The organism is Brucella sp. TWI432 (genome assembly GCF_039674445.1).
GTDB lineage: Bacteria > Pseudomonadota > Alphaproteobacteria > Rhizobiales > Rhizobiaceae > Brucella > Brucella chromiisoli.
This window is the reverse complement of sequence record NZ_JBDJNL010000001.1, coordinates 520,740-547,555: the sequence shown is the minus strand read 5'-3', so window position 1 is coordinate 547,555 and position 26,816 is coordinate 520,740. Positions and strand designations below refer to the sequence as shown.

The following is a 26,816-nucleotide window of genomic DNA, read 5'->3' as shown; positions in this document are numbered from 1 at the left end:
TTGAAATGTGGAGGCAGAGCAAATGGCGCTCTCCAGTAATCTCAAGGTCAATGGCGACAGGCTGTGGGACAGCCTGATGGAAATGGCACAGATTGGCCCCGGTTTGCGCGGTGGTAACAATCGCCAGACGCTGACCGATGAAGACGCCGAAGGTCGCCAGCTTTTTCAGAAATGGTGCGAACAGGCCGGACTGTCGATGACCGTCGATACGATGGGCAATATGTTCTTTCTGCGCGCAGGCGAAGATGCGGATGCTGATCCGGTCTATATGGGCAGCCATCTCGATACGCAGCCGACAGGCGGCAAATATGACGGCGTGCTCGGTGTGCTGGGCGGACTTGAAGTCATGCGCACATTGAACGACACAAACATCAAGACCAAGCGCCCGATCGTCGTGGTCAACTGGACTAATGAAGAAGGCACGCGTTTTGCACCTGCAATGCTCGCTTCCGGCGTTTTCGCCGGGGTGCTAGAACAGGACTGGGCCTATGAGCGCACCGACGCCAAAGGCAAGAAATTCATCGATGAGCTGGAGCGCATTGGCTGGAAGGGCGACGAGCCGGTTGGCAAGCGCAAGATCCATTCGATGTTTGAGTTGCACATCGAACAAGGGCCGATCCTTGAGGCTGAAAACAAGGATATTGGCGTTGTCACCCATGGTCAGGGCCTGTGGTGGTTGCAGGTAACACTGACCGGCAAGGAAGCACATACCGGCTCAACGCCGATGAAAATGCGCAAGAATGCAAGCCTTGGCTTGGGCAAACTGCTGCAACTGGTCAATGAGATTACGATGGACTATCAGCCCGATGCGGTCGGTGGCGTGGGCCATATTGAAGTCTCGCCAAACTCACGCAATGTGCTGCCCGGTCAGATCGTTTTCACCGTCGATTTCCGCTCACCGGATCAGAAAACGCTGGATTTAATGAAAGCGCGCTTTGAAACGGAAGCGCCGAAAATCGCAGCAGACGTTGGCATTGGTATCGAGATTGAAGTGGCAGGCCATTTCGATCCCGTCACTTTCGATGAAGGCTGCGTCACGGCAATTCGCAATGCAGCCGAACGGCTTGGCTACAGCCATCGCGACATTGTTTCCGGTGCCGGTCACGATGCCTGCTGGATCAATCGCGTGGCACCGACCGCCATGGTCATGTGTCCATGCGTCGATGGTCTCAGCCATAACGAAGACGAAGAAATCTCAAAGGAGTGGGCATCGGCTGGCGCTGATGTACTTCTTCATGCCGTATTGGAGAGCGCTGAAATCGTGAGTTAGCATTCAGCCTATCCAATACCTGTTCGAAACAAAACCAAAAAGGGGAACGCGAACATGGTTAGTTCTGGGGCAAGCAAGGTCATCAAAGGCGGCACCGTCATTACGGCAGACCGCACCTTTAAAGCCGACGTTCTCATCGAAGGCGAGAAGATTGTAGCCGTGGGCGATAATCTGACCGGCGATGAAACCATCGATGCTTCCGGCTGTTATATCATGCCAGGCGGCATTGACCCGCATACGCATTTGCAAATGCCCTTTATGGGCACCTATTCATCCGATGATTTTGACACTGGCACTGCGGCAGCGCTTGCAGGCGGCACGACGATGGTGGTCGACTTCGTTCTTCCCGGACCAGAAGGCAATCTGCTCGACGCATTGCAGGAATGGTTCCAGAAGGCAGGCAAGGCGCGTACCGACTATTCGTTCCACATGGCAATCACCGGCTGGAGCGAACGCGCGTTTAATGAAATGCCGGAAGTGGTGAAGCGCGGCATCAACACCTTCAAGCACTTCATGGCCTATAAGGGCGCGTTGATGGTCAATGATGACGAGATGTTCGCATCGTTCCAGCGTTGCGCCGAACTTGGCGCCATGCCGCTGGTTCACGCAGAAAACGGCGATATTGTTGCGCAATTACAGGCAAAACTGCTGGCTGCTGGCAATGACGGACCGGAGGCGCATGCCTATTCACGCCCGCCGGAAGTGGAAGGCGAAGCGACCAACCGCGCCATCATGATTGCCGATCAGGCCGGTGTGCCGCTTTATGTGGTGCATACATCCTGCGAGCAGGCGCATGAAGCAATCCGCCGTGCACGCCAGAAAGGGATGCGCGTTTATGGCGAGCCGCTGATCCAGCATTTGACACTTGATGAAAGCGAATATCACAATCGCGATTGGGACTATGCTGCGCGCCGCGTAATGTCGCCGCCATTCCGCGACAAGGTCAATCAGGACAGCCTCTGGGCCGGACTTGCCGCTGGAAGCCTGCAATGCGTTGCAACCGATCATTGCGCTTTCACATCCGAGCAGAAGCGCCATGGCATTGGTAATTTCACCAAGATTCCAAATGGCACCGGCGGGCTTGAAGAACGGCTTCCTGTACTCTGGACGCGTGGGGTTCGCACCGGTCGTCTGACGCCCAATGAGTTCGTGGCTGTCACTTCGACCAATATTGCGAAGATCCTCAACATCTATCCGCAAAAGGGTGCGATCCTGCCGGGCGCCGACGCCGATATTATCATCTGGGACCCGGAAGCGACCAAGAAGATCTCTGCCAAAACGCAGCATTCTTCCATTGATTACAATGTCTTTGAAGGCTTTGAGCTGAAAGGCTTACCCGTCAAAACATTCTCGCGCGGTCGTCTCGCCTTTGATCATGGCCATGTCACAGCACAGCCGGGTGATGGACGTTTTGTCGAACGTGAACCCAACGGTGCCGCCAACAAGGCCCTGTCGCAGTGGAAAGAAATCGTCGCGCCCCGCAAGGTGGAACGCAGCGCCGAACATATGCCAATAGGGGTCTGATCCATGGCTCCAGCTTCGCTTCGGGAAATGCATGTGATAAACATCGATAACATGGCCCCGGAGCGGGGCTTTGATGGTGCGCCGACCGTGATCGACATCAAAGACCTGTCTCTGGTTTTTGAAACCAATGACGGTCCGGTCCATGCGCTTTCTAACATCAATCTCACGATCAAACGCGGTGAGTTTGTTTCCTTCATCGGCCCTTCGGGTTGCGGCAAGACCACCTTGATGCGCGTGGTGGCCGACCTCGAACAGCCCACTTCCGGCTCTGTGACCGTCAACGGACTGACGCCTGAACAGGCACGGCTTGATCGCTCTTACGGCTACGTCTTTCAGGCGGCAGCGTTGTTTCCGTGGCGCACGATTGAAGACAATATCGGCCTGCCACTCGAAATCATGGGATATAGTGCTGCCGAGCGCAAAGCGCGGATTGAAAAGAATCTGGCGCTGGTGAACCTCACGGGTTTTGGCAAAAAATTTCCATGGCAGCTTTCCGGCGGCATGCAGCAGCGAGCATCGATTGCGCGTGCATTGTCGTTTGACCCTGACATGCTGCTGATGGATGAGCCTTTCGGCGCATTGGATGAGATCGTGCGCGATCACCTCAACGAACAGCTTCTCAAACTCTGGGCGGCAACACAGAAGACTGTGATCTTCGTGACACACTCCATTCCTGAGGCCGTGTTTCTGTCAACCAAGATCGTCGTGATGAGTCCGCGTCCGGGCCGTATTCATGAAATTATCGACTGCGATCTGGGGCCGGATCGCACACTGGATATTCGTGAATCGGATGCCTTCCTCAAAATCGCCCATCGCGTGCGCGAAGGCCTGCGGCTGGGGCATATTCATGAGTGAAACCCGGGCGGGACTGACAGCTTTTTTTCGCGACAAATTTATTCCGGTGGCGACGGTTCTGCTGGCGATCATCGGATTGTGGTATCTGCTTGCAGTTTTTCTCAACGCGCCGTTTGAGCGAGATCAGGCAGAGCGCGCAGGAACCGGGATTTCGTTCTCGACAATTGTTGCCAATACGATGCATCAGGATCGCCCGGTGCTGCCTGCGCCACATCAGGTGGGACAGGAAATCTGGAAAACAGTCTTTGATGTCAAGCCAAGTTCAAAGCGCAGCCTCGTTTATCATGGATGGGTGACACTATCCTCGACATTGCTCGGCTTCGTGCTCGGATCGGCGCTTGGCGTGTTGCTCGCGGTCGGCATTGTGCACTCGCGCACGCTTGACAAAAGCCTGATGCCTTGGATCATCACCTCGCAAACAATCCCCATCCTTGCCATCGCGCCGATGATTATTGTGGTGCTGAATGCGATTGGCATTTCGGGGCTGCTGCCAAAGGCGATCATATCGACTTATCTGTCCTTTTTCCCGGTTGCAGTGGGTATGGTCAAAGGCCTGCGCTCGCCCGATGTGATGCATCTTGATCTGATGCGGACATATAATGCATCGCGCAATCAGGTTTTCTGGAAGTTGCGCTGGCCTGCGGCCATGCCGTTCCTGTTCACATCGATGCAGATTGCGGTTGCCATCAGCCTTGTCGGCGCAATTGTTGGCGAGTTGCCAACGGGGGCCGTCGCAGGTCTTGGCGCGCGTTTGCTGGCCGGTTCCTATTACGGTCAGACGGTGCAAATATGGGCCGCCCTCATTGCAGCCGCCATTATGGCGGGATTGCTTGTGGCGCTTGTCGGGCTGGTTGCGCGTATCGTCAACCGACGCATGGGCGTAAAACCTGAAAGGGCGGGTGCATGATGATGAATGTGATAATCATTATCGCGCTGATTGCCGTTTCATGGGCGATTGTCGGCTGGGTGGCAAGCCTCAAGGCGCGCAACCCGCACACTCAGAAGCTGCTGGACATTGCAGTCCCTGCCCTTTTTGGCATCGCGATGCTTCTTCTTTGGGAAGTGAGTGTGCGCCTGTTTACCGTGCCGCAGGTGCTGTTGCCTGCGCCCTCCGTCATATGGGCGCGGATCACGAGTTCGGTTCCCATCCTGTGGGCTGATTTTCAGCAGACCTTCATGAAGGCGGTCATTATCGGCTATATCGCGGGCTGTGGCTTAGGCTTTATCACCGCAATTATTGCTGATCGCGTGCCATTTCTGCGCAAAGGCTTGCTGCCGCTTGGTAATCTTGCAGCCGCCCTTCCCATTGTCGGCGTTGCGCCCATCATGGTGATGTGGTTTGGCTTCGACTGGCAGTCAAAGGCAGCGGTCGTCATTATCATGACCTTCTTCCCGATGCTGGTGAACACGGTTGCGGGCTTAGCTGCGAGCGGTTCGATGGAACGCGATCTGATGCAGACCTATGGCTCGAACTACTGGCAGACACTCATCAAACTGCGCCTGCCCGCGGCCATGCCCTTCATTTTCAATGCGCTCAAGATCAACTCCACACTGGCTTTGATCGGCGCAATTGTCGCCGAATTTTTTGGTACGCCCATCGTCGGCATGGGTTTCCGCATATCCGCAGAAATCGGCCGCATGAATGTGGACATGGTCTGGGCCGAGATTTTTGTAGCCGCTCTTGCGGGGTCGCTTTCTTATGGGCTGATCGCGCTGATCGAGCGCAGAATGACATTCTGGCACCCTTCTTACAGGAGGGCATAAGCCTGAATATTTGGCATCTGCAAGTATAATGCAGACCAAAGCACATTCCGAAAAGTGGGAACCGGTTTTCGGGCAAAATGCGCGCAATAAAAACAACCAGAGGAGAACTAAAATGAAAAAGGCAATTTCTTTATGCCTTGGAACAGCCGGACTGGCGCTCGCACTTATGAGCAGCTCGGCAATAGCAGCTGACAAGCTGACCTTGCAGCTCAAATGGGTGACGCAGGGACAGTTTGCAGGCTATTATGTCGCCAAGGATAAGGGGTTTTACGAAGAAGAAGACCTTGACGTGGACATTAAGCCGGGCGGCCCCGACGTTGCCCCGCCACAGGTGATTGCCGGTGGTGGCGCTGACGTGGTGGTGGACTGGATGCCGTCAGCCCTTGCTACTCGGGAAAAGGGCGTTCCACTCGTCAACATCGCACAGCCATTCAAGAAATCCGGCATGATGTTGACCTGTCGCAAGGACACCAACATCACCAAGCCGGAAGATTTTAAGGGCCGCACGCTTGGCGTCTGGTTCGGTGGCAATGAATATCCGTTTCTTTCGTGGATGAGCCATTTAAATATCCCGACCGACGGCGGAAAAGACGGCGTAACTGTGATCAAACAGGGCTTTAATGTCGATCCGCTGATCCAGAAGCAGGCCGACTGCATTTCCACCATGACCTATAATGAATATTGGCAGGTGATCGATGCCGGTATTCCGGCAGATCAGCTGGTTGTGTTCCCTTATGAAGAACAGGGCGTGGCAACACTTGAAGACGGGCTCTACGTGCTTGATAAGAGCCTTGAAGACCCGGCAATGGTCGATAAGCTTGCCCGCTTTGTCCGCGCTTCGATGAAGGGCTGGCAATATGCGTCAGAACATCCTGACGAAGCTGCCGAAATCATTCTGGAAAACGACTCTTCTGGTGCACAGACACAGGAAGTTCAGGAGCGTATGGTCAAGGAAATCGCCAAGCTGATTGATGGTTCTGACGGCACACTCGATGTAGCTGCCGCCGACCGCACGGTTGAAACGTTGCTTGGTGGTGGTTCTGATCCGGTCATTACAAAAAAGCCGGAAGGTGCATGGACCGCGAAGGTCACAGACGCGATGAAGAAGTAACAACAAAAAGCCCGGTCTCACGACCGGGCTTTTTCATTTCAGCTTCTCTTCCAGAGTTGCTGCCCTGGCCATTTCGCGTTCAAGCCGCGCTTCTTCTTCAACCTTTGGCTTGGTGAAGCGTCCGAGCAGAAGATAGGCAACAGGCGTCACGAAAAGGGTTGCGATCGTTGCAAGTCCGAGGCCACCAACGATAACCCAACCCAGTGCCACACGCGCTTCCGCACCTGCTCCGCTGGCGAGCACCAGCGGCACGCCGCCCAGCACCGAACAGATCATCGTCATACAGACGGGACGCAGGCGGATATTGGCTGCTTCTTCAATTGCCTCACGCACATTCATGCCCTTGTCACGCAACTGATCGGCAAATTCGACAATCAGAATGCCGTTCTTAGCCATGATGCCGACCAGCAGCACAAGCCCGATCTGGCTATAGACGTTGAGGCTTGTGCCGGTGAGGATCATTGCAAAGACGGCACAGCCGAGGCCAAGCGGCACCGTTGCCATGACAATCAGCGCGCTGATGAAGCTCTCAAACTGCGCGGCCAGAACCAACAAAATGATGATGATCGCAAAGCCGAAGACCATCATAATGCCACCGGAGGTTTCGCTGAGTGTAGAAGCCTCCGCAAGCGGGATGATGTGGGCTCCCGGTGGCAACAGCGGTGCTGCGATCTCCAATGCAGCCGCATAAGCATCTCCCAGCGCGAAATCGCCCTGCAAACCTGTGGTAATCGCAACAGAACGCTGGCGCTCTTCACGGTTCAACTGCGGCGGCACCGCCTTTTCCACCACTGTCGCGATAGATGACATCGGTACATAACGACCGTCCCCCGTTTTGAGGAAGACGTTTTCAAGATCCGTCGGATCATTGATGGGATTGGTGGTCGATACAAGCTTCACGTCAAAGCTTCTGTCGCCGACATAAACCGAACCGATCTTGCGACCATCGAGCACCGCCTGCACGGCGTTGGCAAGGCCGGTAATATCGATGCCGAGATCGGACGCTCGCTCGCGATTGATTTCGACGGAAAGCTGCGGCTGTGTTGCGTCAACAGACAAGCGCGGCTGAACGAAACGCGGATCTTTTTCCAGTGCGGCAACGATTGCATCGCTTGCCGGTCGCAGCTTGGCGTAATCACTGCCAACAACGGCGAACTGCAAGCCATTACCGGCACCCCGAATGCCAAGGCTGTTTGGCTGCATTGTGAAAATACGAACCGCCGTAATCCCACGCACACGAGCATTGATGTCTGCCATAATTTGCTGTTGCGAACGGGTGCGTTCTGTCCACGGCGCAAGGGTGAGCACCATAAAGCCATTATTGGAAGCACCGCCGGAGCCGGCAATTGCATAGGTGGTCAGGATTTCACCATTGTCGCGTAATGGCTGAATCGCTTGCTCGATCTTATCGAGCTGCGATTGAAGAAATTCAACGCTGATCCCCTGGGGACCGTTAATGCGCAACAGCGCGACGGCCCGATCTTCCGTTGGCGTGAGCTCCTGTCGCAACATGCCGAAACCAACGTAAGAAGCGCCAGCAAAAAGTACGGCCACGAGCACGACGATCAGGGGAGCGGAGAGACAGGCGTGCAGGCTCTTGCGATAAAAACGCGACAGTCCGCCACCGATCCTTTGCAGAAACTTTGGCCCATGCCGCCCTTCCGATACCTCACTGCCTTCTTTGAGAAAGCGCGACGCCAGCATTGGGCACAATGTCAGAGCCACAATAGATGACAGCAGAATTGCAATTGCCAGCACAAAACCAAATTCGCGGAACAGACCACCCGCCTGCCCCGGCAGGAAGGAAATCGGCACGAAAACAGCGACAAGCGTCAATGTGGTCGCAATAACCGCAAAGAACACTTCCTGCGTGCCAAGAACGGCGGCAGCGCGTGGCCCCATGCCCTGATTGCGCCTTCGGACGATGTTTTCCAACACGACAATGGCATCGTCCACCACAAGCCCCGTAGCAAGCACCAGCGCCAGCAATGTGAGGATATTGATCGAGAAGCCCGTCAGATAAATCGCCGCAACCGTACCGATCAATGCCACCGGCATCGCCAAAGCCGGAATAAGCGTTGCGCGGATATCCCAAAGAAACATGAAAATGATCACGACCACGATGATCACAGAGGCAATCAGCGCGATCTCGACCTCATGGATCGCGCCCCTGATGAAGTTAGCATCGTCACTGGTGACGGTAATATTGACACCTTGCGGCAGGGTCTTCTGCAAGTTCGCAACAGCCGCACGAATGCCTTGAGAGATGTCGAGCGTATTCGATTGCGCCTGACGCACAATACCAAGGCCGATGGCCGTTTTGCCATTGGAGCGCACCGACGAGCTTTCAATATCCGGCCCGAGCGTAACACTGGCCACATCGCGGATCTGCGTGCGGCCTTTGATATAAACATTTTCAAAGTCTTCGGGCTTCTCGAGATTGGCGGTGGCTCGCACTACGATAGATTGATCCGAACTGCGCAGAGAACCTGCGGGCGCATCAAGCCCCATTGATGACAAAGCACTGGATATATCGGCAATGGTAAGCCCATAGCTGGCAAGACGGGCCTGATTGATATCAATGCGAAAAATCTTGTCGCGGTCGCCATTGATCTGCACATCAGCGACACCGGGAACCGCGGAGAGAACGTCTTCAATCTGGTCTTCAACCAAAACAGTCATGTCATCAACCGACATGGTGTCGGACGTAACCGCGAGACGCATCACCGGATCGGCATTGGAATCGGCCTTGATGATGCGGGACGGATCCGCTTCTTGCGGCACATTGTTGGCGACGCGCGAAATCGCATCGCGCATATCAGCGGCGGCAACATTGAGATCGACGCCATCATTGAACTCGACCGTGACACGGCTTCGTTCAAAGGAGGACGTCGACGAAATCGATTTCACACCAGAAACACGAGCGACAGCGTTTTCCAGAACCTGTGTCAGCTGACGGTCTATGGTTTCAGCCGATGCACCGCTGAAATCCGTGCTGATGGTGATAACAGGTCGATCCACATCTGGCAGTTCGCGGATATCCACACCTGTAAAGGCGGCAAGACCGGCAACGATAATCAGAACATTGATGACAAACGCAAAAACCGGGCGCCGAATAAACAGCGCGGTTGAACCACCGTTCTTGCCTGCGGGCGATTTTGGATTGCTCACGCTTGCCCCTCACCCTGCATTCTGGCTTTTGGCAGGGACTGCAAGAGCCGTGCCCTTTTCGTCGAGTACACGCACCGGCGCATCATTGCGGATGGTTTGCACGCCCTGCGTCACGATCAGATCGCCTTGTTTGACCGGCCCGTCGATAAGGATATTCGTTGAATTGCGCTGTACGATACGGGCAGCGACTTTTTTGGCAACGCCGTCTTCTACGCGCCACACATAAGAGCCGTCTGCGTCCCACTGAATGGCCAGTGGATCGACGGACGGATAGCGATCACCGGGGAAAAGAATGGTCACAGAAAAAGACATGCCCGCGCGCAACAGATCCTGCGTGTTATCAATTTCGGCACGAACATGCAGCGTGCGGCTGGCGACATCCAGCGTATTATCGACGGCATCGATCTTGCCACTATAGGTGTCACCGGGAAACGCAGTGGATTCTGCCGAGACCGGCAACCCCACCTTAATCTGTGGCGCGAAGCGTTCTGGCACCCAGATATCGATCAAAACCTTGGAGCGATCATCGATGCGCGCAATAGAGGTATCGGCCGTAATGTAATTGCCGGCATTAACCGGCAGGATTCCAACAATGCCCGAAATGGGCGCGGTGACGGTACGGCGGCTTAAAGCAAGCTGCGCGTCTTCCAGGGCAAGTTTGGTATTGGCAAGCGCCAGATCGGCTTCTATTTCCTGCACAACCGTTGCGGTGTTGGTGGCGCGAAGCCGGGCTATGCGCTCACGCGTTGTTTGTGCATCCTTCAGCGCAATCTGCGCTTTTTCAACAGCAATCGTTTCTGTCTCATTGTCCAGTTGCGCGATGGCGTCACCTGCCTTGACGGTATCTCCGGCTTTCACAAAAAGCTTGTTCATCGTGCCGCTGGAATAGGGCGTTACCGAAACGGTGCTGAGCGCGCGTGCAGAACCAATAGCCGTCAGGCGGTTGTTAATGGTTTCCTGCCCTGCCGCCTCAACAATCACCAGAGGGGCTGCTTTTCCTGAAGACTGTTCATGGGTCTGCTGGCCGGATGCTTCTTGTGTGGAAGACGCCTTGTTTTTGTAAAAATACCAGCCACCACCGGCAGCGATAATAACAAGCAGGCACAGAACAATCTGCTTCCAGGACTTCATTCAACTCTCCGGCAAGACTCTGCCGAACACGTCGACAAAATTCTAATCAAAATATGCACATTCACTTTGACCGCAGATTATGCCCGCAAAAAGTATCAAAATGATGGGGTGCTCAAGATGTCACATTGCTTAAGCCATCACGGATTTCCCCATCTGCGATTTTGCACGCAGCGATTGAGCAGGTCGAGTTAAATTTCGGTAATATGAGTGATCTTTTTGATTGTGACATTTGCTCGATGCCTGTGAATGAGGGAGATAAAACTTAGAATGAGGCCACGAGAGCATAATATCCGGAGAAGCGAAATACGCTATGAAACCGAGAAAAGAGGTTTTGGAGCAGGAAGCGCTGCTAACCAATTTCATGCAAAGTAGTTAAAGCCCGTTGGAATTCTCTTACGCCTCCATATATAAAAGGTAAAATTTTTGCGTATTTCATTGTGGCAAGCTTACTAAATTGGGCATGGGCGCATTATGCCCCGCAGCCTTTCAATCTGGATTTAATGTATGGTGGCGGTTGATCAATCCATGAGTACCGGAAACGTCGTGGCCGACGCAGCCGCGCATTCTGGCCCCCCGGACCAATCCACAGCTGCATCCACCGAAACCGGCGAACGGGCGTCACAGGACAATACGTCACCAAACCAGTTTACGCGTCTTCGCTGGCGCAACCGGCTTTCAAGCAAACTTCTCATTCTCACCGCCCTTGCGGTTCTTATAGCTGAAGTTCTGATCTTCGTTCCGTCCATCGCCAATATGCGTGTGCGTTGGATGAGTTCGCGCCTTGATACGGTCGATGCTGTCAGCGAGGTATTGATCGCCAGCGGCCACATGAATATTCCGCGCGAAGTGCAGGACAAGGTTCTGCTCGCGACAGGCACCAAGGCAATCGCTTTGCGTGAAGCTGGCGCATCGCATCTTCTGGCAATGAGTGAAATGCCGGGCAATATCGATCAGGTGGTCGATCTTAACAATATCAGCGAAGCCGCAGCGATCTGGGATGCCTTTGGAACGCTTTTTAACGGCGGCAATCGCACGTTGCGCATTTTTGGTTCAAACCCACCATCCGCCAATCCGGGGCGCATCATTGAAATTGTCACTTCCGATGCACCGCTTCGCCATGCCATGCTAAGTTACGCAACCAACGTGGCTATCATCTCTTTGCTCATATCGGTGATTGCTGCGAGCCTGATTTATCTCATCATCCATGAAATGCTGCTGCGCCCGGTGCGGCTCATGCATCGAAACATGATTGATTTTGCAGCCTCACCCGACAATCCAACGCGTATTCTCGTGCCTGAAAACCGCAAAGATGAATTCGGTATCGCCCAGCGGCAGATTGCTCATATCCAAAGCGATCTGCAACGCACGCTCAAAGAGCAGAAGCATCTTGCTGATCTTGGATTGGCGGTTTCCAAGATCAATCATGACATGCGCAATATTCTGGCGTCGGCACAGCTCATGTCGGACAGGCTTGCGGATACTGAAGACCCAATGGTGAAGCGCTTTGCTCCAAAGCTCATTCACACACTGAGCCGGGCTATCACCTATTCAGAAAGCGTGATGGCCTATGGTCGCTCCCAGGAGCCACCTCCTGCGCCCCGCCGTGTGCTGCTTCAGTCGATTGTTCTCGATGTGCAGGAAACGCTCAATCTGAACGCGGATGGCGGGATTGAGTTTGAGAATCTGGTTGCAGATGATTTTGAACTCATTGCAGACTCCGAACAGCTCTTCCGCGTTCTGTGCAATCTTTGCCGCAACTCTGTGCAGGCAATGGAGCGCGATCACACCAGCGATGTCTCCACCGTGAAACGCCTGACTATTTCAGCAGGCCGCATTGGCACCACGGCGATCATAGGCATAGAAGATACGGGGCCAGGCTTACCGCAAAAGGCCCGTGATCACCTCTTCACAGCCTTCAAGGGGTCAACTCGCAGCGACGGCACCGGCCTTGGCCTTGCCATTGCGCAAGAACTTATCCGTGCTCATGGCGGCTCGGTGGAGCTGCGCGAAGATCGCCCCATCGGCGCACATTTCGAGATTCGCCTGCCAGACCTGCCAAATTGGGACAATAAGCAAAATAATCAGCATCGTTAGAGTTTTCTACCGCGTGATTCCCGTCCAATGCATAGATTCCATGACCAATTTTGATCCGCTTTTCATTTATCCGGGGTTTTCCCCACTTGATGACAGGCTAAAAAAGCCCACAAAACCGGGTGTTGACAAGAAAACTTCACATAAGCGCATTTTTTTCCAAGAAGGTGCTTGCATTTAGCAATGGGTCCGATTATCAACCGCCCATCGCCGCAGACGATGCGGCACACAGGCAAGCACCCGTAGCTCAGCTGGATAGAGCACCAGACTACGAATCTGGGGGTCAGAGGTTCGAATCCTTTCGGGTGCGCCACTCTTCTTCTACTTTATTTAGGTCTACCGCATTGATTTTTCAGGCATTTATCCAGACGGATAATTCGCCTGTAATTTTTTATTCTTGACTTCGTGCCCCACAGCGTGCCCATTTTGTGCCCCAGCGAGGACATGAAATGCGGACAGCGAAGCTCTCAGACCCAGACAGATTCCTAATAATGCGCGGTGATTATTATCACTATAAGCGCAGGATTCCTGTGAACCTTGTTGACGTTTTGAAGTCCGGGACACACATCCGTAAGGCTCTGAAGACTGGCGATCTCGTCGTCGCTCGAAAGCGAAGGGATGCGATTGAAGCGGCGGACAATGAATACTGGTCGTCGCTGGTATTGGAAAACGAAGCAGACAAATCCCTCACCCGATACAAAGCAGCAATCCGTCGCGCTGAAGTTCTCGGCTTCGATTACAGAAGTTCGGAGCAGATCTCCCAGATGTCGATCGACGAAATCGTCGCGCGCGTTTCGTCCATCATGGGGCGCTCACCCTCGACAGATGAAGTCGCGGCCGTTCTTGGTGGCGAGACGAAGCCGAAGACAACCGTATCCGATGCCTTTGATTTGTACCTGAAGGAAATAGCCGTCGCTGAAGTTGCCGGCAAAAGTCAGAAGCAGAAAGAGCTTTGGGAAAATACGAAGCGCCGGGCGATCAATACATTCATTGAAGTCGTCGAAGATAAGGCCATCGAGGACATCACGCGCGATGACGCCAGAAAGCTATATGCGTATTGGCTGAAGAAGATCGTACCGTCCACCCCGGGAGAGAAGCGTTACTCAAACGATTCCGGAAACCGTTGCCTTGGCGATATGCGGCAACTCTATAAGCGGTACTTTGATCACCTCGGTGAGCCTGACAGAACAAATCCATTCGACGGCCTCGGCTTCCGAAATGGAACGAAGGGCAACAAATCGAAGAAGCGTGTCCGACCTCCGTTTTCAACTGGATGGATCAAGGGCAAGTTTCTGCAGCCGGGTAAGCTGGCCAATCTCAATGAGCAGGCCCGCGGCGTGTTTCTAACGCTAATCGAAACAGGGGCACGGCTGAGTGAGATATGCAATCTCACTGAAGAGTTTATTATCCTGAATGATGCAGTGCCGCATCTGCGCATTGAACCGCGTGAGGATCCTGACGATCCGCGGGAGATCAAAACTCAATCCTCTATCCGCACGATTCCTTTGGTCGGCGTTGCGCACGAGGTATTCAAGAAATTCCCGAAAGGGTTCCCCCGGTACGCAGATAAAGGGGCATCTTTGTCTGCCACGCTCGGCAAATTCTTGACCGAAAATGAATTACTCGAAACAGACGGACAGGTCGTTTATTCGCTGCGACATACGTTTGAGGATAGAATGAAAGAAGCCGGGCTCGGTGATGAGCTCCGGCGTATCTTAATGGGGCATACGTTAGATCGAGTAGAGTACGGTTCAGGTGGCGCTTTGAAATGGCGTCGTGATGAACTCATGAAGATCGTACTTCCATTCGACCCTTCGATTGTTTGAGGCGGCTACGGACTCTCGCCAAGGTGCTTTGCCTATCCCGGATGTCTTCAAGTTCTCGCTCAAGTCGTTCGAAGATGGGCAGATAGGCGTGGCCCCTCTCCTCATCATCTTCGATTGCCTGAGCTACCCGATCGAGGCAAGCTTCCAACAATTCGATTGTTATCTCCTTTGGCGGTGAAGTCCGCCCGCTCAATGACGAGGCGGGCGGCAATCTCAAATCAGTTCTCCAGTATTGCTGGCTGCGGTCCTGCTGCCTGATCCTGATACTTTCCTGAGTATGGTTTCTCAGTTGGCTCATCCAGCTTGTGGAATATGATCTGAGCGATCGGTGTACCCTCTGTTATCGTCAGTGATCCCTGCTCGCCTTCGTATGTGATTTCCAGCGTGAGGTGCCCGCGCCAGCCAGGTTCAATCACTGTGTTTTGCACGAGAACGAATTTCCTTGCCCATGTGCTTTTGTCTTTGACGTAAGCGAGGCAGTCATCCGGCATGTTGAAATGCTCCATCGTGCTGGCAAGGATGGAGAGATTGTTCCGCCACATGCCCGGTGCCTTCTCATGAAAGCCAAGAGTGACCGTCTCCGCTATACGAACATCATAGCCGGCCGGCCCTAGACCGAAGGTCATTCCACTGCTGACTGTGCGTTCGTGGAAGGGTGTGAAGATGCCGCGCGCGCGGATGGATTGTGCTGATAAAACTGTCATGATGCGTAACTCACAATCAGGTGATAATCACCGACGACAAAGGTAACGGTTCCGTGGAAGTCATCTCCCGAGAAACCACCGCCGCTTTGATCAACCCATTCGTGCTTTATCCCTTTGACTAATGGGCCTTCGTAATCCTGACATTTACCACTTGGTGGCTTTCCTTCATGGCGCTTCAAGAACACGTTGTATGCCCCGTCAACAGAGCGGGACAGCGTATCAATTGCTTGCAATGTCTTGGATGAAAACAATGTCATGACTTGTGCTCCAATGCTGCACCATGCTGGGCGTATCGGGCTGCGATGTTCAGGGCGAATTGCGCGATCCAGTTAAGCTTGATCTGATCGCCGCGCTTGATGATCAGATGCCATTTCTCTGTTGGTATGTTTCGGACCAACTCCAGCTGCCCGACTGTGGCAAAGCGGTGCGCTGTTTTGTCAGTAAAAACAGCCTTGCCCTCTAGGACATTACGGACGATCGCTCGATCGAGTCTGCTCATATTCCGATCGCTCTCTCTATGATGGCTTTCTTGCATCGATCCCATGCGGTGTTGCAGAGCCGGTCTAACCGGACAGCTTCAATCCGCTGCTTAGATCCTGCGGGATAAGCCCAGAACCCATTCTCTCCAAAGCGGCGCTTATATATACGGAAGAGCTTGTACTTGCGGCGCTTCAGATGGGTTGGGCAGGTGGGCCAGTGAACAGAACATATCCATTCACTGGTGTTGTCCCTGTTATGACGTGTGCGATTGCAGTAAGGGACGCAGCATTGAATGCGGTCAGTCATCCGTCACGCTTTGTCGGACGTGGATAAAACTGTTTCTGCTTCCCGCACTTGGTGCATTTGTAGCTGATGCCGGGAACAAGAGCTTGAAAGCGTGTCGGCTTCCAATCGTGGGTGCAGAATCTCTGCCGTATCCTTGTAAGTAGTCCCCTCATTTCAGAAGCTCCTCTGCGTCACCGCGGAAGTCCACGTCTGGAATGAGCGCCTGTGGTTTAAAGACGACGCGGTAGTGGTACGCGCTCGCCTGTGCACTCTCCAGCTGTTCGACAAAAGCACTGGTGTTATCTGACAGAACCAGAGTGTGGCGCTTGTATGCACTTGGCCCTGTTTTGCAGATTACATTGAACGCTGTTCCCTTCTCATTCAGGTCCATCGAACAGAGCCCCTCAATCGTCAGCATGTAGCCGTCAGTAATGCCGTTGTAGAAAACAATGCGGCGATTAATTTCGAATTGATCAGCGGCTTTCTTGATATTGCTCTCTGCAATCTGGGCATCCGTACATGCGGACAGAGCTAGGGCAGACACGAGAGTAGCAATTGCGTAAAGCTTCTTAGTCATGTTGATTGTCCTGTGAAATTGCAGATACTTCTGCGCGGTTTACTGAAACAAAAGTCAGATCAAACTGGAGGGGCGAGACGATATGATCGCTTCCGGCGGCGCTGGTGATACGATCCAGCCGGTAGCGTGCGACTTTGCCTTCAGCTGAAAATACGGGGATCACATCGCCAACATTGGCGTGATAAACATCGCGAAAGACCTTCGCATCGTTCGGCGCTTCCCCACCAAAGTTGAGATAGAGAGGCGGCCAGAACTCCTGAAGCGAGTACGGATAGCCCGCTCGCATTGCCTGACGCTTCTTGAAAAATGAAAACATGGATGCGCTCCTTGGATCGCTAAACGACAAGAGTGAGATGGTCGGAAGCTCGGGTGACGGCGGTATAGAGCCAGCGCGAAGCATCAGCCCTGAAGGCTCTGCTTTCATCGAAAACGCACACATTGCTCCATTGTGAACCCTGCGACTTGTGGCAGGTGATCGCGTAGCCGAAAGTAAACTGTTGTGTTGAACGGAGTTGGGAATACGGAAGCTTAGCGGCCTCTACGTCATCCCGGAAAAAGTCAGGCAACACGTCAACCATTGTGGTCTCGCGTTCGCCTTCAGGATCGCTCATCCAGAGTTTGATTTTGTTTTTGAGCGATCGTCTTTTGGCGACGGTTAAAATGTCACCGTTATAAATCTTCTTGAAAGTGTCGTTCCGCAAGCAAATCAGCGGCTCGCCAACATCGGGGAGCTCGCCATTCTTGCCAAGCAATTCCCGCAAGCGCTTGTTGTATCTCTGCCGCGTATTGTTCCGGCCGACAAGAACTGCATCGGCGCTCGTGACGAGCGACGGGTTAAGGTCATCGCGCGCAGTGATGATAAGTCCCGGCTGGCAGAAGCTCTTCGGGAACTGCCTGCCTTCACGTATTGCCGTGGCGAGCCTGACGATAGGGCTTTCAGCAGCTTGTCGGTGAACTTCCGTCAGCATGTAATCAGGATCACGGCTTGTGAAGTAGCCGCCGCCAGACACCGGTGGCAGCTGTGCCGGATCTCCGAGGACAAGAATAGGCTTTCCAAACGAAAGCAGATCCTGACCGATCTCCTCATTCACCATCGAGCACTCGTCGATTATTATCAGCGAGTAATCCTCAAGCGCGGATGGCGGGAGAAGCTGTGTCTTTACATCACCATTGATCGGATCAACTTCAGTAGAGTAAATGAGCGAATGGATTGTTCGCGCACCAAGGCACCCCTTTGACCGCATTACGCGAGCAGCTTTGCCAGTGAAGGCCGCGAATGCGACCTTACCTTTGGCATGCTGTGCTAAGTGAATGGCAAGCGTTGTCTTGCCCGTGCCGGCATATCCAGCAAGATAGAATGTCGGAGCATATCGCATGCGCAACCAAGCGCCTGCCTTCGCGAGTGCTTCATTCTGCTGGGGGGACCACGTCGTCATTCGGCGGCCTCCTTGAACCCTGCGATTTCAGCCGGTGCCACATCGCCCATGATGGCGTGGACGCAAGCCTTCATCTTTCGCACCGACACAGCATTGCCAATCTGCTTAATCTGTTGGGTTTTATTCCCGGCAAATTGGTACCCATCAAACCCCATGGCGCCAGCGAGCTCGTGTGGTTCAAGCATCCTGAAAAGGATGTCGTATTCAAGCTCATCAGCACATGGAGTATTCTCGGCGTCGTACGGCACAGGCTGGACGACAGCAAACTCCCCTCCTTTGGCAGTGGTGATCGTCGGTAACGGTTCAGCTACATCGCGAGCGATCGCCCCGCCATTCGATTGCGTAACAGGCACCACCATGCCGAAGCGCGCCTTAGCAGTGAGGGTTGGTAATGGCTTAGTTGCCGATGAACATGACTCTCCGGAACCTGAGCCGTAATAAGGGGCTATCAAAGCATGGGAACCGCCTCTGCCCCCGGTGGTCGATGACGGTAGTGGATCACTCACGGCTCTGGGCGCTCCGCAAGACGCCTGAGATAAAACGAATGGCTCAATCAGCATTGGGCGAGCGCAGCCCGGCCTGCGATCCGTGCCTGCTCCACCTGTAGTGATTGTTGGCAAGGGATCTTCAGTTGAGCGCGCCACACCAAAACTGTTCTGCGATAGAACGATGGGTTCAGCAGTGTACAAATGCGGTGCATGGGCAGTTTGGGTTGGAAGAGGCAGGTCTACACCGGACGCTTTTGATTTGCCCTTCATGTTAACAACGACGGGTTGGGCAACCGCAAACTGGCTCCCGCCAGCCGTGATGGTTGGAAGAGGCTGCTCTGTGCCGCGAGGGCGAGGACCAGCACCCTCTTTGCCGTGGCGTGGTGAAATGACAACGGGCTCAGCGAGAGCAATGTGCTGGCCTTTGGCAGCGATCGTGGGAATTGGCGTATCTATGCCTTGTGAAGACATATGGTTGCGCAGAACCACGATGAACGGTTCGGGCCACTCGTGTTTAACCGCACCCGAATAAATGCGCAGGAGCGTTTTTGGTGCTAGAGGCTTGGGGCGTTGGAATATCGATCGGCCCTTTATCGACCAGTCAATAATCTCACGTGCGGGTCGCCAAGGCTTCTCAGCAGCAAACAAATCTGCATCAGTAAGTGATTTCTTTTTGTGACTTGGCATCGGCCAATGGACCTTTCGTCCATCTGACCGCGCCATAAGAATAAAACGCTGCCGGGTCGTTGCATCTCCATAGTCTGCCGCGTTTAATTTCCGCCATTCGGGATCGAACCCGAGCCGCTTCAGCGTCTCGATCCATGCATGGAAATACTCGCCCTTGCGAGACTGCACTGGCCGACCGGTTCTATGGTCAACTGGCCCCCAGCCGACGAACTCCCACACGTTTTCAATAATGATCCGCTTGACTCGGAGCTCTGTAAGCCAAGTGATAATGTGCCAAGGGTCGCTGCGTTGTTGATCGCTCGTCGGCTTGCCGCCTCGCGCATTTGAATGATGTGTGCAAGTTGGCGAAGCCATCAATAAATCCAGATAGCCTTCAGGCACGAGTTCGCTCGGCCTAACTGTGGCTATATCCTGAACAAAATGACGCGCGTGAGGATGGTTTCGCTGATGTGTATCTATGGCTACTGGCCAATGGTTCACACAAACCAATTCCATTTCAAGGCCCATCGCTTCAAATGCTTGAGACGCACCCGTAGATGAACCACCAGCACCGCAAAGGAGATCAGCAACAAGGAACTTTTTCTTCTTCACTTCGCTTCACCTCCCGAAATGGGAGCGTCCAGCTTCAAAACCGGCACGTACCAATTGATCTTGATGTTCGGGCCTTTGCCGCCATCTTCTGGATCGTACTGACCAAGAATCCAAAAGGGTTCTTTGCACGATGGATCATACGCTCCGTCGTGACGCTTCCACATTTTGCCGGGTGTGGTTCCTGTTGGAAGCGTTGCGCTGTATTCGGGCAGCGCTTCAAACTCGGCCTTTGTTAAATGGTATGGCGGGAGGCTTGCGTAATACTCATGGGCGGCGTTCGCCCGAGCCTCACCAGCGTCCGCAACACATGTGGACCGGCTGACCACATGCACATTGGCCAGAAGCTCGACGAACTTACTGATCAGGCCGTTGCCGAAATCTTCAAGAAGCGCCCTCTCCTTTTCGTTCGTTGTGTAATCACCGTCGCCGCGCCATTCATACGCCTCGACTTCCGCGTGGACATTGATCTCAGGTATAGGCGAAAGGGTTGGTACTTTTGCTGGCGAGCTGCGTAGGGAAAGGAGAATAGCATCCGCGATCTCTTCGGCCCGGTCTTCGACAGGAACGAAGTCTGACGCGGTCATAGTTCCAACATTCCATGCGCTCCAAGCGCGCGTGCAATCATATGCGCCTGACACTGCTTCATGGATTGCGTCAGTCAGTTGTTTTCGATCGACCGTCAGACCGAAGTCTTTGAGTGCGAAGTCGCGCACCGCACCTTTGTCCAGGTCGTAAGCGGACAATATCCACTGCGGTACAGGATGATGCTCTGTCGCGCCGAAGTAAGGCCGATGGGGAATAATCCGACGGGTAGAAACTTCCCCACGATAATTTGTGTAAGTCAGGACCGCTGGCGCAAACTCGTTATTCTCAGTCATGGCGACAGGATTCATTTCGTATCTCCGCGAACGAGCTTGATCTTTTTGATGATCGTTTTCGGGCGACGTTCCAGAAACAACTTGCGAGCTTCCGTCGGCGTCTCCGCCTGCACGTCCTCATTAAAATCACCGTAATAAATACGAAACGTATTAACGACAGACATGGCTAAACCTCCCGATTGGGCTTGTGAGATCTCATTTTGCGTGAGGGCCATTTGCTTCTGGGCTTTGGTGTTTCCGAGCCCGGCTCCTTGGCAAGCATCCTGCGCCGCATCTCCTCTTGTCCTTTCTTCAACCGTATCGACTTTCGATAGTTGCCGATGTCGCTGCCAGCAGTCGTAATTCTCTTCTCGCCACCTTTGCCAAAGGTCTTCTCTTTGTGTTCGGTGATGAGCAACATATCGATATGTTCCGGATCGTTGGCCGGCGGGATCGTATCCCCCGTTTCGGGATTAACCGGCCGAAAACATAGAGCGGGATTATGATCGAACTGAACTTGCTCGATCTTCAGCCCCATCCGCCTTAGTGCTGCGATCAATTTGACCCTATCAGGGATACTTTTCCGCCGACCTTGCATGTTAGGCCGCAATCTTCTGGTTTAAACATTCGACGAGAGTGTCGGCCAGGTCAGCGATGCAGAGACAAACCACGCCCGTATCGTCTCCTTTCAAAATCTGCTCCTCAGTAACACCGTCCTCAACAACGTAGATTTGGTCCTCTTGGAATTCATTCTGACCAAAGCGAACGGTGATCTTCTTGTAAGCCATTGGCTTCACTCCCAAATTCTAATACAATATTTTTACTGTTGCCTGATGTCCGCTTAGAACACGAAGTTCTTGGCCGCCCGGGATCTTTCATTGAGCCAATGGCGCGCGGTGTTTTTCACGTCTTCGTCGAAGTCCTTCTCCAAAACCCATCTCAAAAAACCTTCATCCATGTCTGCCCAAAGTTTGCCTCTGTGAGCAGTGCCGAAGTTGACTGTCTGGAGAATAACGCGAGAGCTGGTAGTGTGGATAAGTTCTTGTAACGTTCTCTTTTCGAGAAGTTTTCTGACAAGATGTGCAGTCACATATGTATCTGGTCCCGCACGGTGCGGAGGCATTGCAGCCTCCGGCCATTCAAACTCGTTGTCGAGATCGAGGTAATAGCGCAAGACTTGATTTGAATGGCTTGGAGCATCCGGAAGGATATCCCTCGCGCATTTCAGTGAACAGATCCATGCGAACTTGCCGCCACCGAAGAAAGCTTTCTCAAAGCTATGGTTGTGCGCTGCAAAAACATCCCCTTCCTGCATGCCATCCATAAGCATACGACAGGCATCCATTGTGTTGATCGCATCGGCAACCATCGAATCGCTTATATGGTGGATCGCCCGTGTGATCGGAGGGATTGGCATTCCCGGGTTCACGAGGGCGGAGACCGGGCGACCGATACCCGTTTCCAAATCTAAATCCGTAAAGCCCACTTCACAGATGGCGGCTGGCTTACCAGCCTGTTTGTCTTTATCGCTGCCGGTCGTTTCAAAATCGATGACTCTTATCTTCATGAGGCCGGCCCTTCTGTAGCGATAGGATGGATCGATGCTGTCTTCACGAACTCCTCCTTTGCCCTGCGATATTCAGTTTGGGCACCTTTAAGGACTTGAGACAGGATGATCTTGTTGGGCGTGTATGTAGCGGCTAGGTTTTCGACGGCCTCTCTGACCTGCGGGTCTGGATGGTCGACAGTCACACGAAGCCGAAATTCGCCGCCCGTACTGCTGAAGTTCAAGATTTCAGCAAGCTGCCGTTCTTTTGCCTCGCATTGACGAAGCAGATTTTCGAAGTGTGTTACAAATGTGGACACGGTTCTTCCTTTCCGGCGGCCTTCATTGACCGCCAAAATCAAAATGCATCGTCAAAAATTTACGGATACTTTCCGACGTTCAGTTTCTCGACACTGAGAAGCGTCTTAACTTTGTGAACAAATGCAGCGTGGTCCGCTGTCCACGGTTCACCTTTGGCATCTTTCCGGATCGACCAATCAGATGCGTCGATGCAAGCCTTCAACAAACCATGAGCATATTCAGGGAAAGTGCCCTTCCAGTTGCCCGATGCCTGCTTCAGAGTTACACGTCGATCGGCCGCATCAATCGTTTGATCGAGCGAGATGGCAAGAATCTTGGTGCATCCCTCAACGATCATATCTTTGTGTTCGGCCTGTATCAGCACGTCAGGAACCGTAGGCATGACGTCAGGAAGATCAGCCTTTGCTTTGGCCTTAGCTTGTGTCTGGGCTTGATCAGACGATTGCTTCGTCTGTTGAGCAGGCTTGTTTTCCTGCTTTCCCTGCTGATACTCGACCTTTTCTTTCTCGTTATCAGTATGGCTGCCAGTGTCCATAGGCATTGCAGCCTGAGAATGGTTAGAGATCGCCTTGGTCTGATCGTGTTCAATCACGCCGCCAAAAGGATTTACACGTTCAGCGACTTTTGGCTGGGAGAAGTCAAACATATCGTCCTGGCGTTCGATCAACGCGCGAATTTTATCGTTGTTAATCGTAATGTATTTGGCACCGCGACGGAGCACCGCTTTCCGATACATTTCATTCGGCCAGTTGCGCCATGCCGGACTGTCCGGTGCCTTTGAGGCTTTCCGTACCTTTTCAAAATCTTCCATAGACATCGTTTCGAAATGCATCAGCCGCTTTTGACCATCGCGAAAGATGACGTATCCACCAACGATGGCCCCACGATCCTTTGAGAACCGGTCTGATTTGTGAGACATCGAATCCGGATCTGCTTCGTCGAGAACGAATTCATCATTCGCGTGGACGAGATTGCAGACGATCGTGAATACGTCGCCTAGCTCCTTCATCCTTTTAATGATGCCATGAACCATCGGCTGATAGTTAGCGAGCATCACCTTTTCTTTGTTATCGTAGTACGGAAGAAGCACGGCCTCCTTAGCGTCAGGAACGAGACCATCCGCTGCGCATTTCATAAGCTCACGGCGTAAGCTTTCCAGCGTACACTGAAGGATCTTCGGTTCCTGCTGAACAGCGATATGAAAGACTGCTTTAAGGCGATCAAAGCTTTTCCCACTGTCGATAATCAGAGGCTCTACGTCGACGCGGATTTGTTCAAGAAAGCCGCCAGCGTCCTCAACGGTCATTAGGTTGCTCATAACGAACTCCTCGATTGTAGGTAGGCATTACGGACCAGTTCAAACGTCGCGGTAAGCGTTGCGCTGGTCGCCAGAGTTTATCGACCCCAAACATCTCGACATGCGTGCGGTAGACGTCGATCGTGTCGGCAACAATGTCGCGGGCTTTCTTGAAGAATTGATCTTCGGTGTCGATCGATAGGGTAACAGGCAGCATCCCGGAGTCCCGACGAAGCATTACCCAGACCCAATCAACGCCCGGAGCATTCAGGAACTCATTGAGGTATCCCTGACGCGGTGCGGTGCCGAACATCTTTCCTTGAGCAACCAGCTCACGGGCAGCGTCGTAGGCATCCATGTAATGGGCCGCTTGAAGGTCATAGCATTCGAGATAGACCTTATCCGCGGCCGCCTCCTCGTCCGTCCCTGACCGGAACGTCGTAAAGGATTTAAGATCCACAACTAGCGCTTTGGGGCGACCTGCGGTGGGTGCGAGCGAATAGTCAAAGCGCGCCTTCTTACGAACACCGCCGACAGTCCAGAAGATCGACAGCTCTGCAGAACCTTCGATAAGAGATCCGGCACGCATCACATTTCGAAGAGTTTCATCCGCTTCCATGTTGGTGACAGCGTCTTCAATCTCTTGCACCTGGCGTTCTGTGAGCTCCACATAATCTGGGTGCTCCTCACGCCACTTCGCCAGCACTTCATCATAGATGGGTGGGCACTCGTCGAGATCTTTAGCGCGTGCGATCATGTCGCCTTTCGTACCGGTCAGCTTCTGACCATGCATACGCAAGAACTCTTTGACATGCTCCGTTGTTACGAGGCATCCCGGAACATCGTCAGGCTTCGGTGGCTTGGCATATCGCAGGTCAAAGGCTTCCTTGCCTTCCAGCACACGGCAATGCCATGCACTTCCCCAAGTCATCGCTTCCGTTTCCATCTTCTGGCGCGGACGGATTCGATCGTACTGCCAACGATAGGGATTCCGTGCGAGATCCTTGATTGAAGTGGAGCCTAAGGCATTGTCCTTGTGATAGATCTTTTCCGGAAGGTTGAAATACACGCCATCTTCAAAGCAGTATTCACCTTTTTCATTGGGGATAAAATCGAGGGCGTCCATCATGATTGCACCTCATCTGCTTTTTTAGAAACAATTGGCTCCGGAAGAGTGATTACTTCCGGCATGCCTGTTTCGAGCATATCTGCAAGCCCGCGTAGTAAGCCCGCAGAGCTTCGACATTTCTCCGCGTTGTCCTTTACGCGGACGTGATAGTCGTATGCAGCCCTGACATCGAATACTGCGCCAACGAGCGGTTTGCGGCTATTACCGTTGGCCTTCTCCCATGCATCCGCATAGGTTGATCCGTATCCCGCTGCCTTTGCGATCTCGTCGTCCGTCATCTCGACGAGGAAGCCGTCGTTGGTGGAGGCGACAACTTTCATTCCGCTGCCTCCGCTACATTCGCGACCCGGCCATCTTCAATGACAACGCCAATTTCGCCGCTGGAATCCACCCGCTCAATCCAGATCTGAAGATCCTTCTCGTTGGCGTAATCTTCCAGAACCTTCATGGCCTCATCATCAAGAAGCGAACCATCACGAACGCGGATTACGCGCAGTTGAGGGTTCATCGCACCTGCGATAGCGATTGAGACGCGAAGCTGTTCAGCATCACTTGCCTGATCAAATGGTATTCCATTGAACAGGACAGAGTCTTCGGAGAGCTGAAGGCCATCGATAGGCAGATTGGCCTGCTTGACCGCCTGTGCCGACGCTTCCTTACGCTGATCGATTGCGGTGGTCAGCGCTTGGCTTTCCTGTTCCGCTTGCTGTTTCTCGCTCGCAAGCTTTTCCTTTTCAGCACGCACGGCCACAAGCTTGTTCGTCTCTTCAGCCGCGGCAATCTTCTGGCTGATTGGCTCGATCTCAATAAGAGCAGAAATATCGCCCATGTTGGCAAGCTCTTTGTCCATCTCAGCGATGGAGCTTTCCGCGTGTTCGATTTCAGTTTGCTCTTCGCTGATACGGCGCTGAAGATCTTCAATCGTGCGACGACGTGACTGCACATTTTCCCGCATATGAAAAATGCGTTGGTTTAATTTGTCGCGATTATTGATGTCAGTCTGAACAGCGGTGTTATGGTCCATCGCCTTGTTCAGCTCTTCCATCAAATCGGCAGAGCTGACAGCTTCAGTAGGAGCATCATCTGGAACGATGATTGCATCGAGACGAAGACCAAGTTCTCGCACCTTACGATTGACATCTGTGCGCTTATCGAAGTCCCGCTTGTTCTCTGCATCAGCAACGTTAAAATCATAGTCAGGAACAAGCGCGCGCAGAGCTTTTACTTGGTCCTGTGCTTTCATGCGTGAAAATGCGAGCGGATCAAACGTCAGATCCCCGATAAACTTGCTGAGAAGTTCGGTTGGGTTGCCATACTTGGCACCGTCACGGTTCTGCACCGTCAGAGACTTGGTGACTTCACCACCCTCTTTTGCTTTGAACGTCTTGGTAACGATATACTCGCCAAGATCGAGACGCACGAAGCCCTTCTCTTCACCTTCACGCAAGGGCCGTGACTGGACGACTTTGTTTGTGTCAAGCGCCCACCAGATAGCGTCAAGGATTGATGTCTTGCCCTGACCATTCCGGCCGGTGATCTGAACTAGGTTGCTACCTGGAACAATCTCAACCGCTACAAGGCGCTTAATGTTTTCAGCATTAAACTGAATGATTTTCATTGGGTTTCCCCTTCGAATGGCTACGACAGCCGATCACCTATGATCGGAAGCGGACAA

27 protein-coding genes and 1 tRNA gene are annotated in these 26,816 nt (G+C 53.2%); 9 read left to right on the top strand and 19 right to left on the bottom strand.

What is annotated here, in order from left to right; all coding sequences use genetic code 11:
• The first annotated feature begins 22 nt into the window (after positions 1 to 22).
• The 6 genes from ABE527_RS02725 (at position 23) to ABE527_RS02700 (ending at position 6,524) form a co-directional block, all read left to right on the top strand.
• Positions 23 to 1,270 carry a Zn-dependent hydrolase gene (locus ABE527_RS02725; RefSeq protein WP_499696054.1) on the top strand — a complete coding sequence of 416 codons (1,248 nt, stop codon included), beginning with the start codon at positions 23 to 25 and terminating at the stop codon, positions 1,268 to 1,270.
• A 54-nt stretch (positions 1,271 to 1,324) separates the two neighbouring features.
• The gene (hydA, locus tag ABE527_RS02720) at positions 1,325 to 2,794 is read left to right on the top strand and encodes a dihydropyrimidinase (RefSeq protein WP_499696053.1); all 1,470 of its coding nucleotides are present in this window, start codon (positions 1,325 to 1,327) and stop codon (positions 2,792 to 2,794) included.
• A gap of 51 nt (positions 2,795 to 2,845) precedes the next feature.
• Positions 2,846 to 3,649 carry an ABC transporter ATP-binding protein gene (locus ABE527_RS02715; protein WP_499696318.1) on the top strand — a complete coding sequence of 268 codons (804 nt, stop codon included), beginning with the start codon at positions 2,846 to 2,848 and terminating at the stop codon, positions 3,647 to 3,649.
• Positions 3,642 to 4,556, top strand: coding sequence for an ABC transporter permease (locus tag ABE527_RS02710; protein ID WP_499696052.1), 915 nt, complete (start codon positions 3,642 to 3,644; stop codon positions 4,554 to 4,556). The genes ABE527_RS02715 and ABE527_RS02710 overlap by 8 nt, the downstream gene beginning before the upstream one ends.
• A complete protein-coding gene (locus ABE527_RS02705; RefSeq protein ID WP_265982902.1) occupies positions 4,553 to 5,413 on the top strand; it encodes an ABC transporter permease in 861 nt (286 codons plus the stop codon). The genes ABE527_RS02710 and ABE527_RS02705 overlap by 4 nt, the downstream gene beginning before the upstream one ends.
• A 112-nt stretch (positions 5,414 to 5,525) precedes the next feature.
• The gene (locus tag ABE527_RS02700; protein WP_499696051.1) at positions 5,526 to 6,524 is read left to right on the top strand and encodes an ABC transporter substrate-binding protein; all 999 of its coding nucleotides are present in this window, start codon (positions 5,526 to 5,528) and stop codon (positions 6,522 to 6,524) included.
• Positions 6,525 to 6,557: 33 nt separating this feature from the next.
• On the opposite strand, the gene ABE527_RS02695 is transcribed toward ABE527_RS02700, so the two are convergent.
• Both ABE527_RS02695 and ABE527_RS02690 read right to left on the bottom strand, forming a co-directional pair.
• The gene (locus ABE527_RS02695) at positions 6,558 to 9,695 is read right to left on the bottom strand and encodes an efflux RND transporter permease subunit (protein WP_499696050.1); all 3,138 of its coding nucleotides are present in this window, start codon (positions 9,693 to 9,695) and stop codon (positions 6,558 to 6,560) included.
• Between the two features lie 9 nt (positions 9,696 to 9,704).
• Complete coding sequence (locus ABE527_RS02690) at positions 9,705 to 10,826, bottom strand: efflux RND transporter periplasmic adaptor subunit (protein ID WP_265982897.1); 1,122 nt, start codon at positions 10,824 to 10,826, stop codon at positions 9,705 to 9,707.
• A gap of 525 nt (positions 10,827 to 11,351) precedes the next feature.
• Between ABE527_RS02690 and ABE527_RS02685 the strand changes: the two genes are divergently transcribed.
• The 3 genes from ABE527_RS02685 to ABE527_RS02675 all read left to right on the top strand — a co-directional run bounded on the left by ABE527_RS02685 (position 11,352) and on the right by ABE527_RS02675 (position 14,743).
• Positions 11,352 to 12,920, top strand: a complete 1,569-nt coding sequence (locus ABE527_RS02685; protein ID WP_499693396.1) for a sensor histidine kinase — start codon at positions 11,352 to 11,354, stop codon at positions 12,918 to 12,920.
• Between the two features lie 233 nt (positions 12,921 to 13,153).
• Positions 13,154 to 13,230: transfer RNA gene (locus ABE527_RS02680), tRNA-Arg, on the top strand.
• A gap of 178 nt (positions 13,231 to 13,408) precedes the next feature.
• Positions 13,409 to 14,743, top strand: coding sequence for a DUF6538 domain-containing protein (locus ABE527_RS02675; RefSeq protein ID WP_499696049.1), 1,335 nt, complete (start codon positions 13,409 to 13,411; stop codon positions 14,741 to 14,743).
• A 218-nt stretch (positions 14,744 to 14,961) separates the two neighbouring features.
• On the opposite strand, the gene ABE527_RS02670 is transcribed toward ABE527_RS02675, so the two are convergent.
• From ABE527_RS02670 to ABE527_RS02590, 17 genes are all read right to left on the bottom strand, one after another.
• Positions 14,962 to 15,447 carry a dCTP deaminase gene (locus ABE527_RS02670; protein WP_499696048.1) on the bottom strand — a complete coding sequence of 162 codons (486 nt, stop codon included), beginning with the start codon at positions 15,445 to 15,447 and terminating at the stop codon, positions 14,962 to 14,964.
• Positions 15,444 to 15,704, bottom strand: a complete 261-nt coding sequence (locus ABE527_RS02665) for a hypothetical protein (protein WP_499696047.1) — start codon at positions 15,702 to 15,704, stop codon at positions 15,444 to 15,446. The genes ABE527_RS02670 and ABE527_RS02665 overlap by 4 nt, the downstream gene beginning before the upstream one ends.
• Entirely contained in the window at positions 15,701 to 15,946 is a 246-nt protein-coding gene (locus ABE527_RS02660) for a hypothetical protein (protein WP_499696046.1), read from the bottom strand. Before ABE527_RS02660 ends, ABE527_RS02665 begins: the two co-directional genes overlap by 4 nt.
• Before the next feature lie 435 nt (positions 15,947 to 16,381).
• Positions 16,382 to 16,789, bottom strand: a complete 408-nt coding sequence (locus tag ABE527_RS02655) for a beta-sandwich lipoprotein (RefSeq protein ID WP_499696045.1) — start codon at positions 16,787 to 16,789, stop codon at positions 16,382 to 16,384.
• Positions 16,782 to 17,105: a hypothetical protein gene (locus tag ABE527_RS02650; protein ID WP_499696044.1), complete on the bottom strand. Its 324-nt coding sequence runs from the start codon at positions 17,103 to 17,105 to the stop codon at positions 16,782 to 16,784. Before ABE527_RS02650 ends, ABE527_RS02655 begins: the two co-directional genes overlap by 8 nt.
• Before the next feature lie 19 nt (positions 17,106 to 17,124).
• Positions 17,125 to 18,225 carry an ATP-dependent DNA helicase gene (locus ABE527_RS02645; RefSeq protein ID WP_499696043.1) on the bottom strand — a complete coding sequence of 367 codons (1,101 nt, stop codon included), beginning with the start codon at positions 18,223 to 18,225 and terminating at the stop codon, positions 17,125 to 17,127.
• Positions 18,222 to 19,991 carry a DNA cytosine methyltransferase gene (locus ABE527_RS02640; RefSeq protein WP_499696042.1) on the bottom strand — a complete coding sequence of 590 codons (1,770 nt, stop codon included), beginning with the start codon at positions 19,989 to 19,991 and terminating at the stop codon, positions 18,222 to 18,224. Before ABE527_RS02640 ends, ABE527_RS02645 begins: the two co-directional genes overlap by 4 nt.
• A complete protein-coding gene (locus ABE527_RS02635; RefSeq protein ID WP_499696041.1) occupies positions 19,988 to 20,884 on the bottom strand; it encodes a hypothetical protein in 897 nt (298 codons plus the stop codon). The genes ABE527_RS02640 and ABE527_RS02635 overlap by 4 nt, the downstream gene beginning before the upstream one ends.
• Positions 20,881 to 21,033 carry a hypothetical protein gene (locus tag ABE527_RS02630; protein ID WP_499696040.1) on the bottom strand — a complete coding sequence of 51 codons (153 nt, stop codon included), beginning with the start codon at positions 21,031 to 21,033 and terminating at the stop codon, positions 20,881 to 20,883. The genes ABE527_RS02635 and ABE527_RS02630 overlap by 4 nt, the downstream gene beginning before the upstream one ends.
• 2 nt (positions 21,034 to 21,035) lie before the next feature.
• Positions 21,036 to 21,386, bottom strand: coding sequence for a hypothetical protein (locus tag ABE527_RS02625; protein WP_499696039.1), 351 nt, complete (start codon positions 21,384 to 21,386; stop codon positions 21,036 to 21,038).
• Positions 21,387 to 21,447: 61 nt separating this feature from the next.
• Complete coding sequence (locus ABE527_RS02620) at positions 21,448 to 21,636, bottom strand: hypothetical protein (protein ID WP_499696038.1); 189 nt, start codon at positions 21,634 to 21,636, stop codon at positions 21,448 to 21,450.
• A 53-nt stretch (positions 21,637 to 21,689) separates the two neighbouring features.
• Positions 21,690 to 22,415: an exonuclease domain-containing protein gene (locus ABE527_RS02615; protein ID WP_499696037.1), complete on the bottom strand. Its 726-nt coding sequence runs from the start codon at positions 22,413 to 22,415 to the stop codon at positions 21,690 to 21,692.
• Positions 22,412 to 22,714, bottom strand: coding sequence for a hypothetical protein (locus ABE527_RS02610; protein WP_499696036.1), 303 nt, complete (start codon positions 22,712 to 22,714; stop codon positions 22,412 to 22,414). Before ABE527_RS02610 ends, ABE527_RS02615 begins: the two co-directional genes overlap by 4 nt.
• 59 nt (positions 22,715 to 22,773) lie before the next feature.
• Positions 22,774 to 24,033: a RecT family recombinase gene (locus ABE527_RS02605; protein ID WP_499696035.1), complete on the bottom strand. Its 1,260-nt coding sequence runs from the start codon at positions 24,031 to 24,033 to the stop codon at positions 22,774 to 22,776.
• Positions 24,011 to 25,141: a hypothetical protein gene (locus ABE527_RS02600; RefSeq protein WP_499696034.1), complete on the bottom strand. Its 1,131-nt coding sequence runs from the start codon at positions 25,139 to 25,141 to the stop codon at positions 24,011 to 24,013. Before ABE527_RS02600 ends, ABE527_RS02605 begins: the two co-directional genes overlap by 23 nt.
• Positions 25,138 to 25,461 (bottom strand): hypothetical protein, encoded by a 324-nt coding sequence (locus ABE527_RS02595; RefSeq protein ID WP_499696033.1) that lies wholly within the window; start codon positions 25,459 to 25,461, stop codon positions 25,138 to 25,140. The genes ABE527_RS02600 and ABE527_RS02595 overlap by 4 nt, the downstream gene beginning before the upstream one ends.
• Positions 25,458 to 26,759, bottom strand: coding sequence for an AAA family ATPase (locus tag ABE527_RS02590; protein WP_499696032.1), 1,302 nt, complete (start codon positions 26,757 to 26,759; stop codon positions 25,458 to 25,460). Before ABE527_RS02590 ends, ABE527_RS02595 begins: the two co-directional genes overlap by 4 nt.
• Positions 26,760 to 26,816: the final 57 nt, after the last annotated feature.

Coding starts and splice junctions, on each gene's coding strand:
- ABE527_RS02670 (WP_499696048.1), bottom strand. CDS start 15,447: ATGACAGTTTTATCAGCACAATCCATCCGCGCGCGCGGCATCTTCACA.
- ABE527_RS02600 (WP_499696034.1), bottom strand. CDS start 25,141: ATGATGGACGCCCTCGATTTTATCCCCAATGAAAAAGGTGAATACTGC.
- ABE527_RS02655 (WP_499696045.1), bottom strand. CDS start 16,789: ATGACTAAGAAGCTTTACGCAATTGCTACTCTCGTGTCTGCCCTAGCT.
- ABE527_RS02685 (WP_499693396.1), top strand. CDS start 11,352: ATGAGTACCGGAAACGTCGTGGCCGACGCAGCCGCGCATTCTGGCCCC.
- hydA (WP_499696053.1), top strand. CDS start 1,325: ATGGTTAGTTCTGGGGCAAGCAAGGTCATCAAAGGCGGCACCGTCATT.
- ABE527_RS02635 (WP_499696041.1), bottom strand. CDS start 20,884: ATGAATCCTGTCGCCATGACTGAGAATAACGAGTTTGCGCCAGCGGTC.
- ABE527_RS02725 (WP_499696054.1), top strand. CDS start 23: ATGGCGCTCTCCAGTAATCTCAAGGTCAATGGCGACAGGCTGTGGGAC.
- ABE527_RS02595 (WP_499696033.1), bottom strand. CDS start 25,461: ATGAAAGTTGTCGCCTCCACCAACGACGGCTTCCTCGTCGAGATGACG.
- ABE527_RS02665 (WP_499696047.1), bottom strand. CDS start 15,704: ATGACATTGTTTTCATCCAAGACATTGCAAGCAATTGATACGCTGTCC.
- ABE527_RS02705 (WP_265982902.1), top strand. CDS start 4,553: ATGATGATGAATGTGATAATCATTATCGCGCTGATTGCCGTTTCATGG.
- ABE527_RS02650 (WP_499696044.1), bottom strand. CDS start 17,105: ATGTTTTCATTTTTCAAGAAGCGTCAGGCAATGCGAGCGGGCTATCCG.
- ABE527_RS02710 (WP_499696052.1), top strand. CDS start 3,642: ATGAGTGAAACCCGGGCGGGACTGACAGCTTTTTTTCGCGACAAATTT.
- ABE527_RS02630 (WP_499696040.1), bottom strand. CDS start 21,033: ATGTCTGTCGTTAATACGTTTCGTATTTATTACGGTGATTTTAATGAG.
- ABE527_RS02590 (WP_499696032.1), bottom strand. CDS start 26,759: ATGAAAATCATTCAGTTTAATGCTGAAAACATTAAGCGCCTTGTAGCG.
- ABE527_RS02645 (WP_499696043.1), bottom strand. CDS start 18,225: ATGACGACGTGGTCCCCCCAGCAGAATGAAGCACTCGCGAAGGCAGGC.
- ABE527_RS02625 (WP_499696039.1), bottom strand. CDS start 21,386: ATGGGGCTGAAGATCGAGCAAGTTCAGTTCGATCATAATCCCGCTCTA.
- ABE527_RS02605 (WP_499696035.1), bottom strand. CDS start 24,033: ATGAGCAACCTAATGACCGTTGAGGACGCTGGCGGCTTTCTTGAACAA.
- ABE527_RS02675 (WP_499696049.1), top strand. CDS start 13,409: ATGCGCGGTGATTATTATCACTATAAGCGCAGGATTCCTGTGAACCTT.
- ABE527_RS02620 (WP_499696038.1), bottom strand. CDS start 21,636: ATGGCTTACAAGAAGATCACCGTTCGCTTTGGTCAGAATGAATTCCAA.
- ABE527_RS02715 (WP_499696318.1), top strand. CDS start 2,846: ATGGCCCCGGAGCGGGGCTTTGATGGTGCGCCGACCGTGATCGACATC.
- ABE527_RS02615 (WP_499696037.1), bottom strand. CDS start 22,415: ATGAAGATAAGAGTCATCGATTTTGAAACGACCGGCAGCGATAAAGAC.
- ABE527_RS02660 (WP_499696046.1), bottom strand. CDS start 15,946: ATGAGCAGACTCGATCGAGCGATCGTCCGTAATGTCCTAGAGGGCAAG.
- ABE527_RS02700 (WP_499696051.1), top strand. CDS start 5,526: ATGAAAAAGGCAATTTCTTTATGCCTTGGAACAGCCGGACTGGCGCTC.
- ABE527_RS02690 (WP_265982897.1), bottom strand. CDS start 10,826: ATGAAGTCCTGGAAGCAGATTGTTCTGTGCCTGCTTGTTATTATCGCT.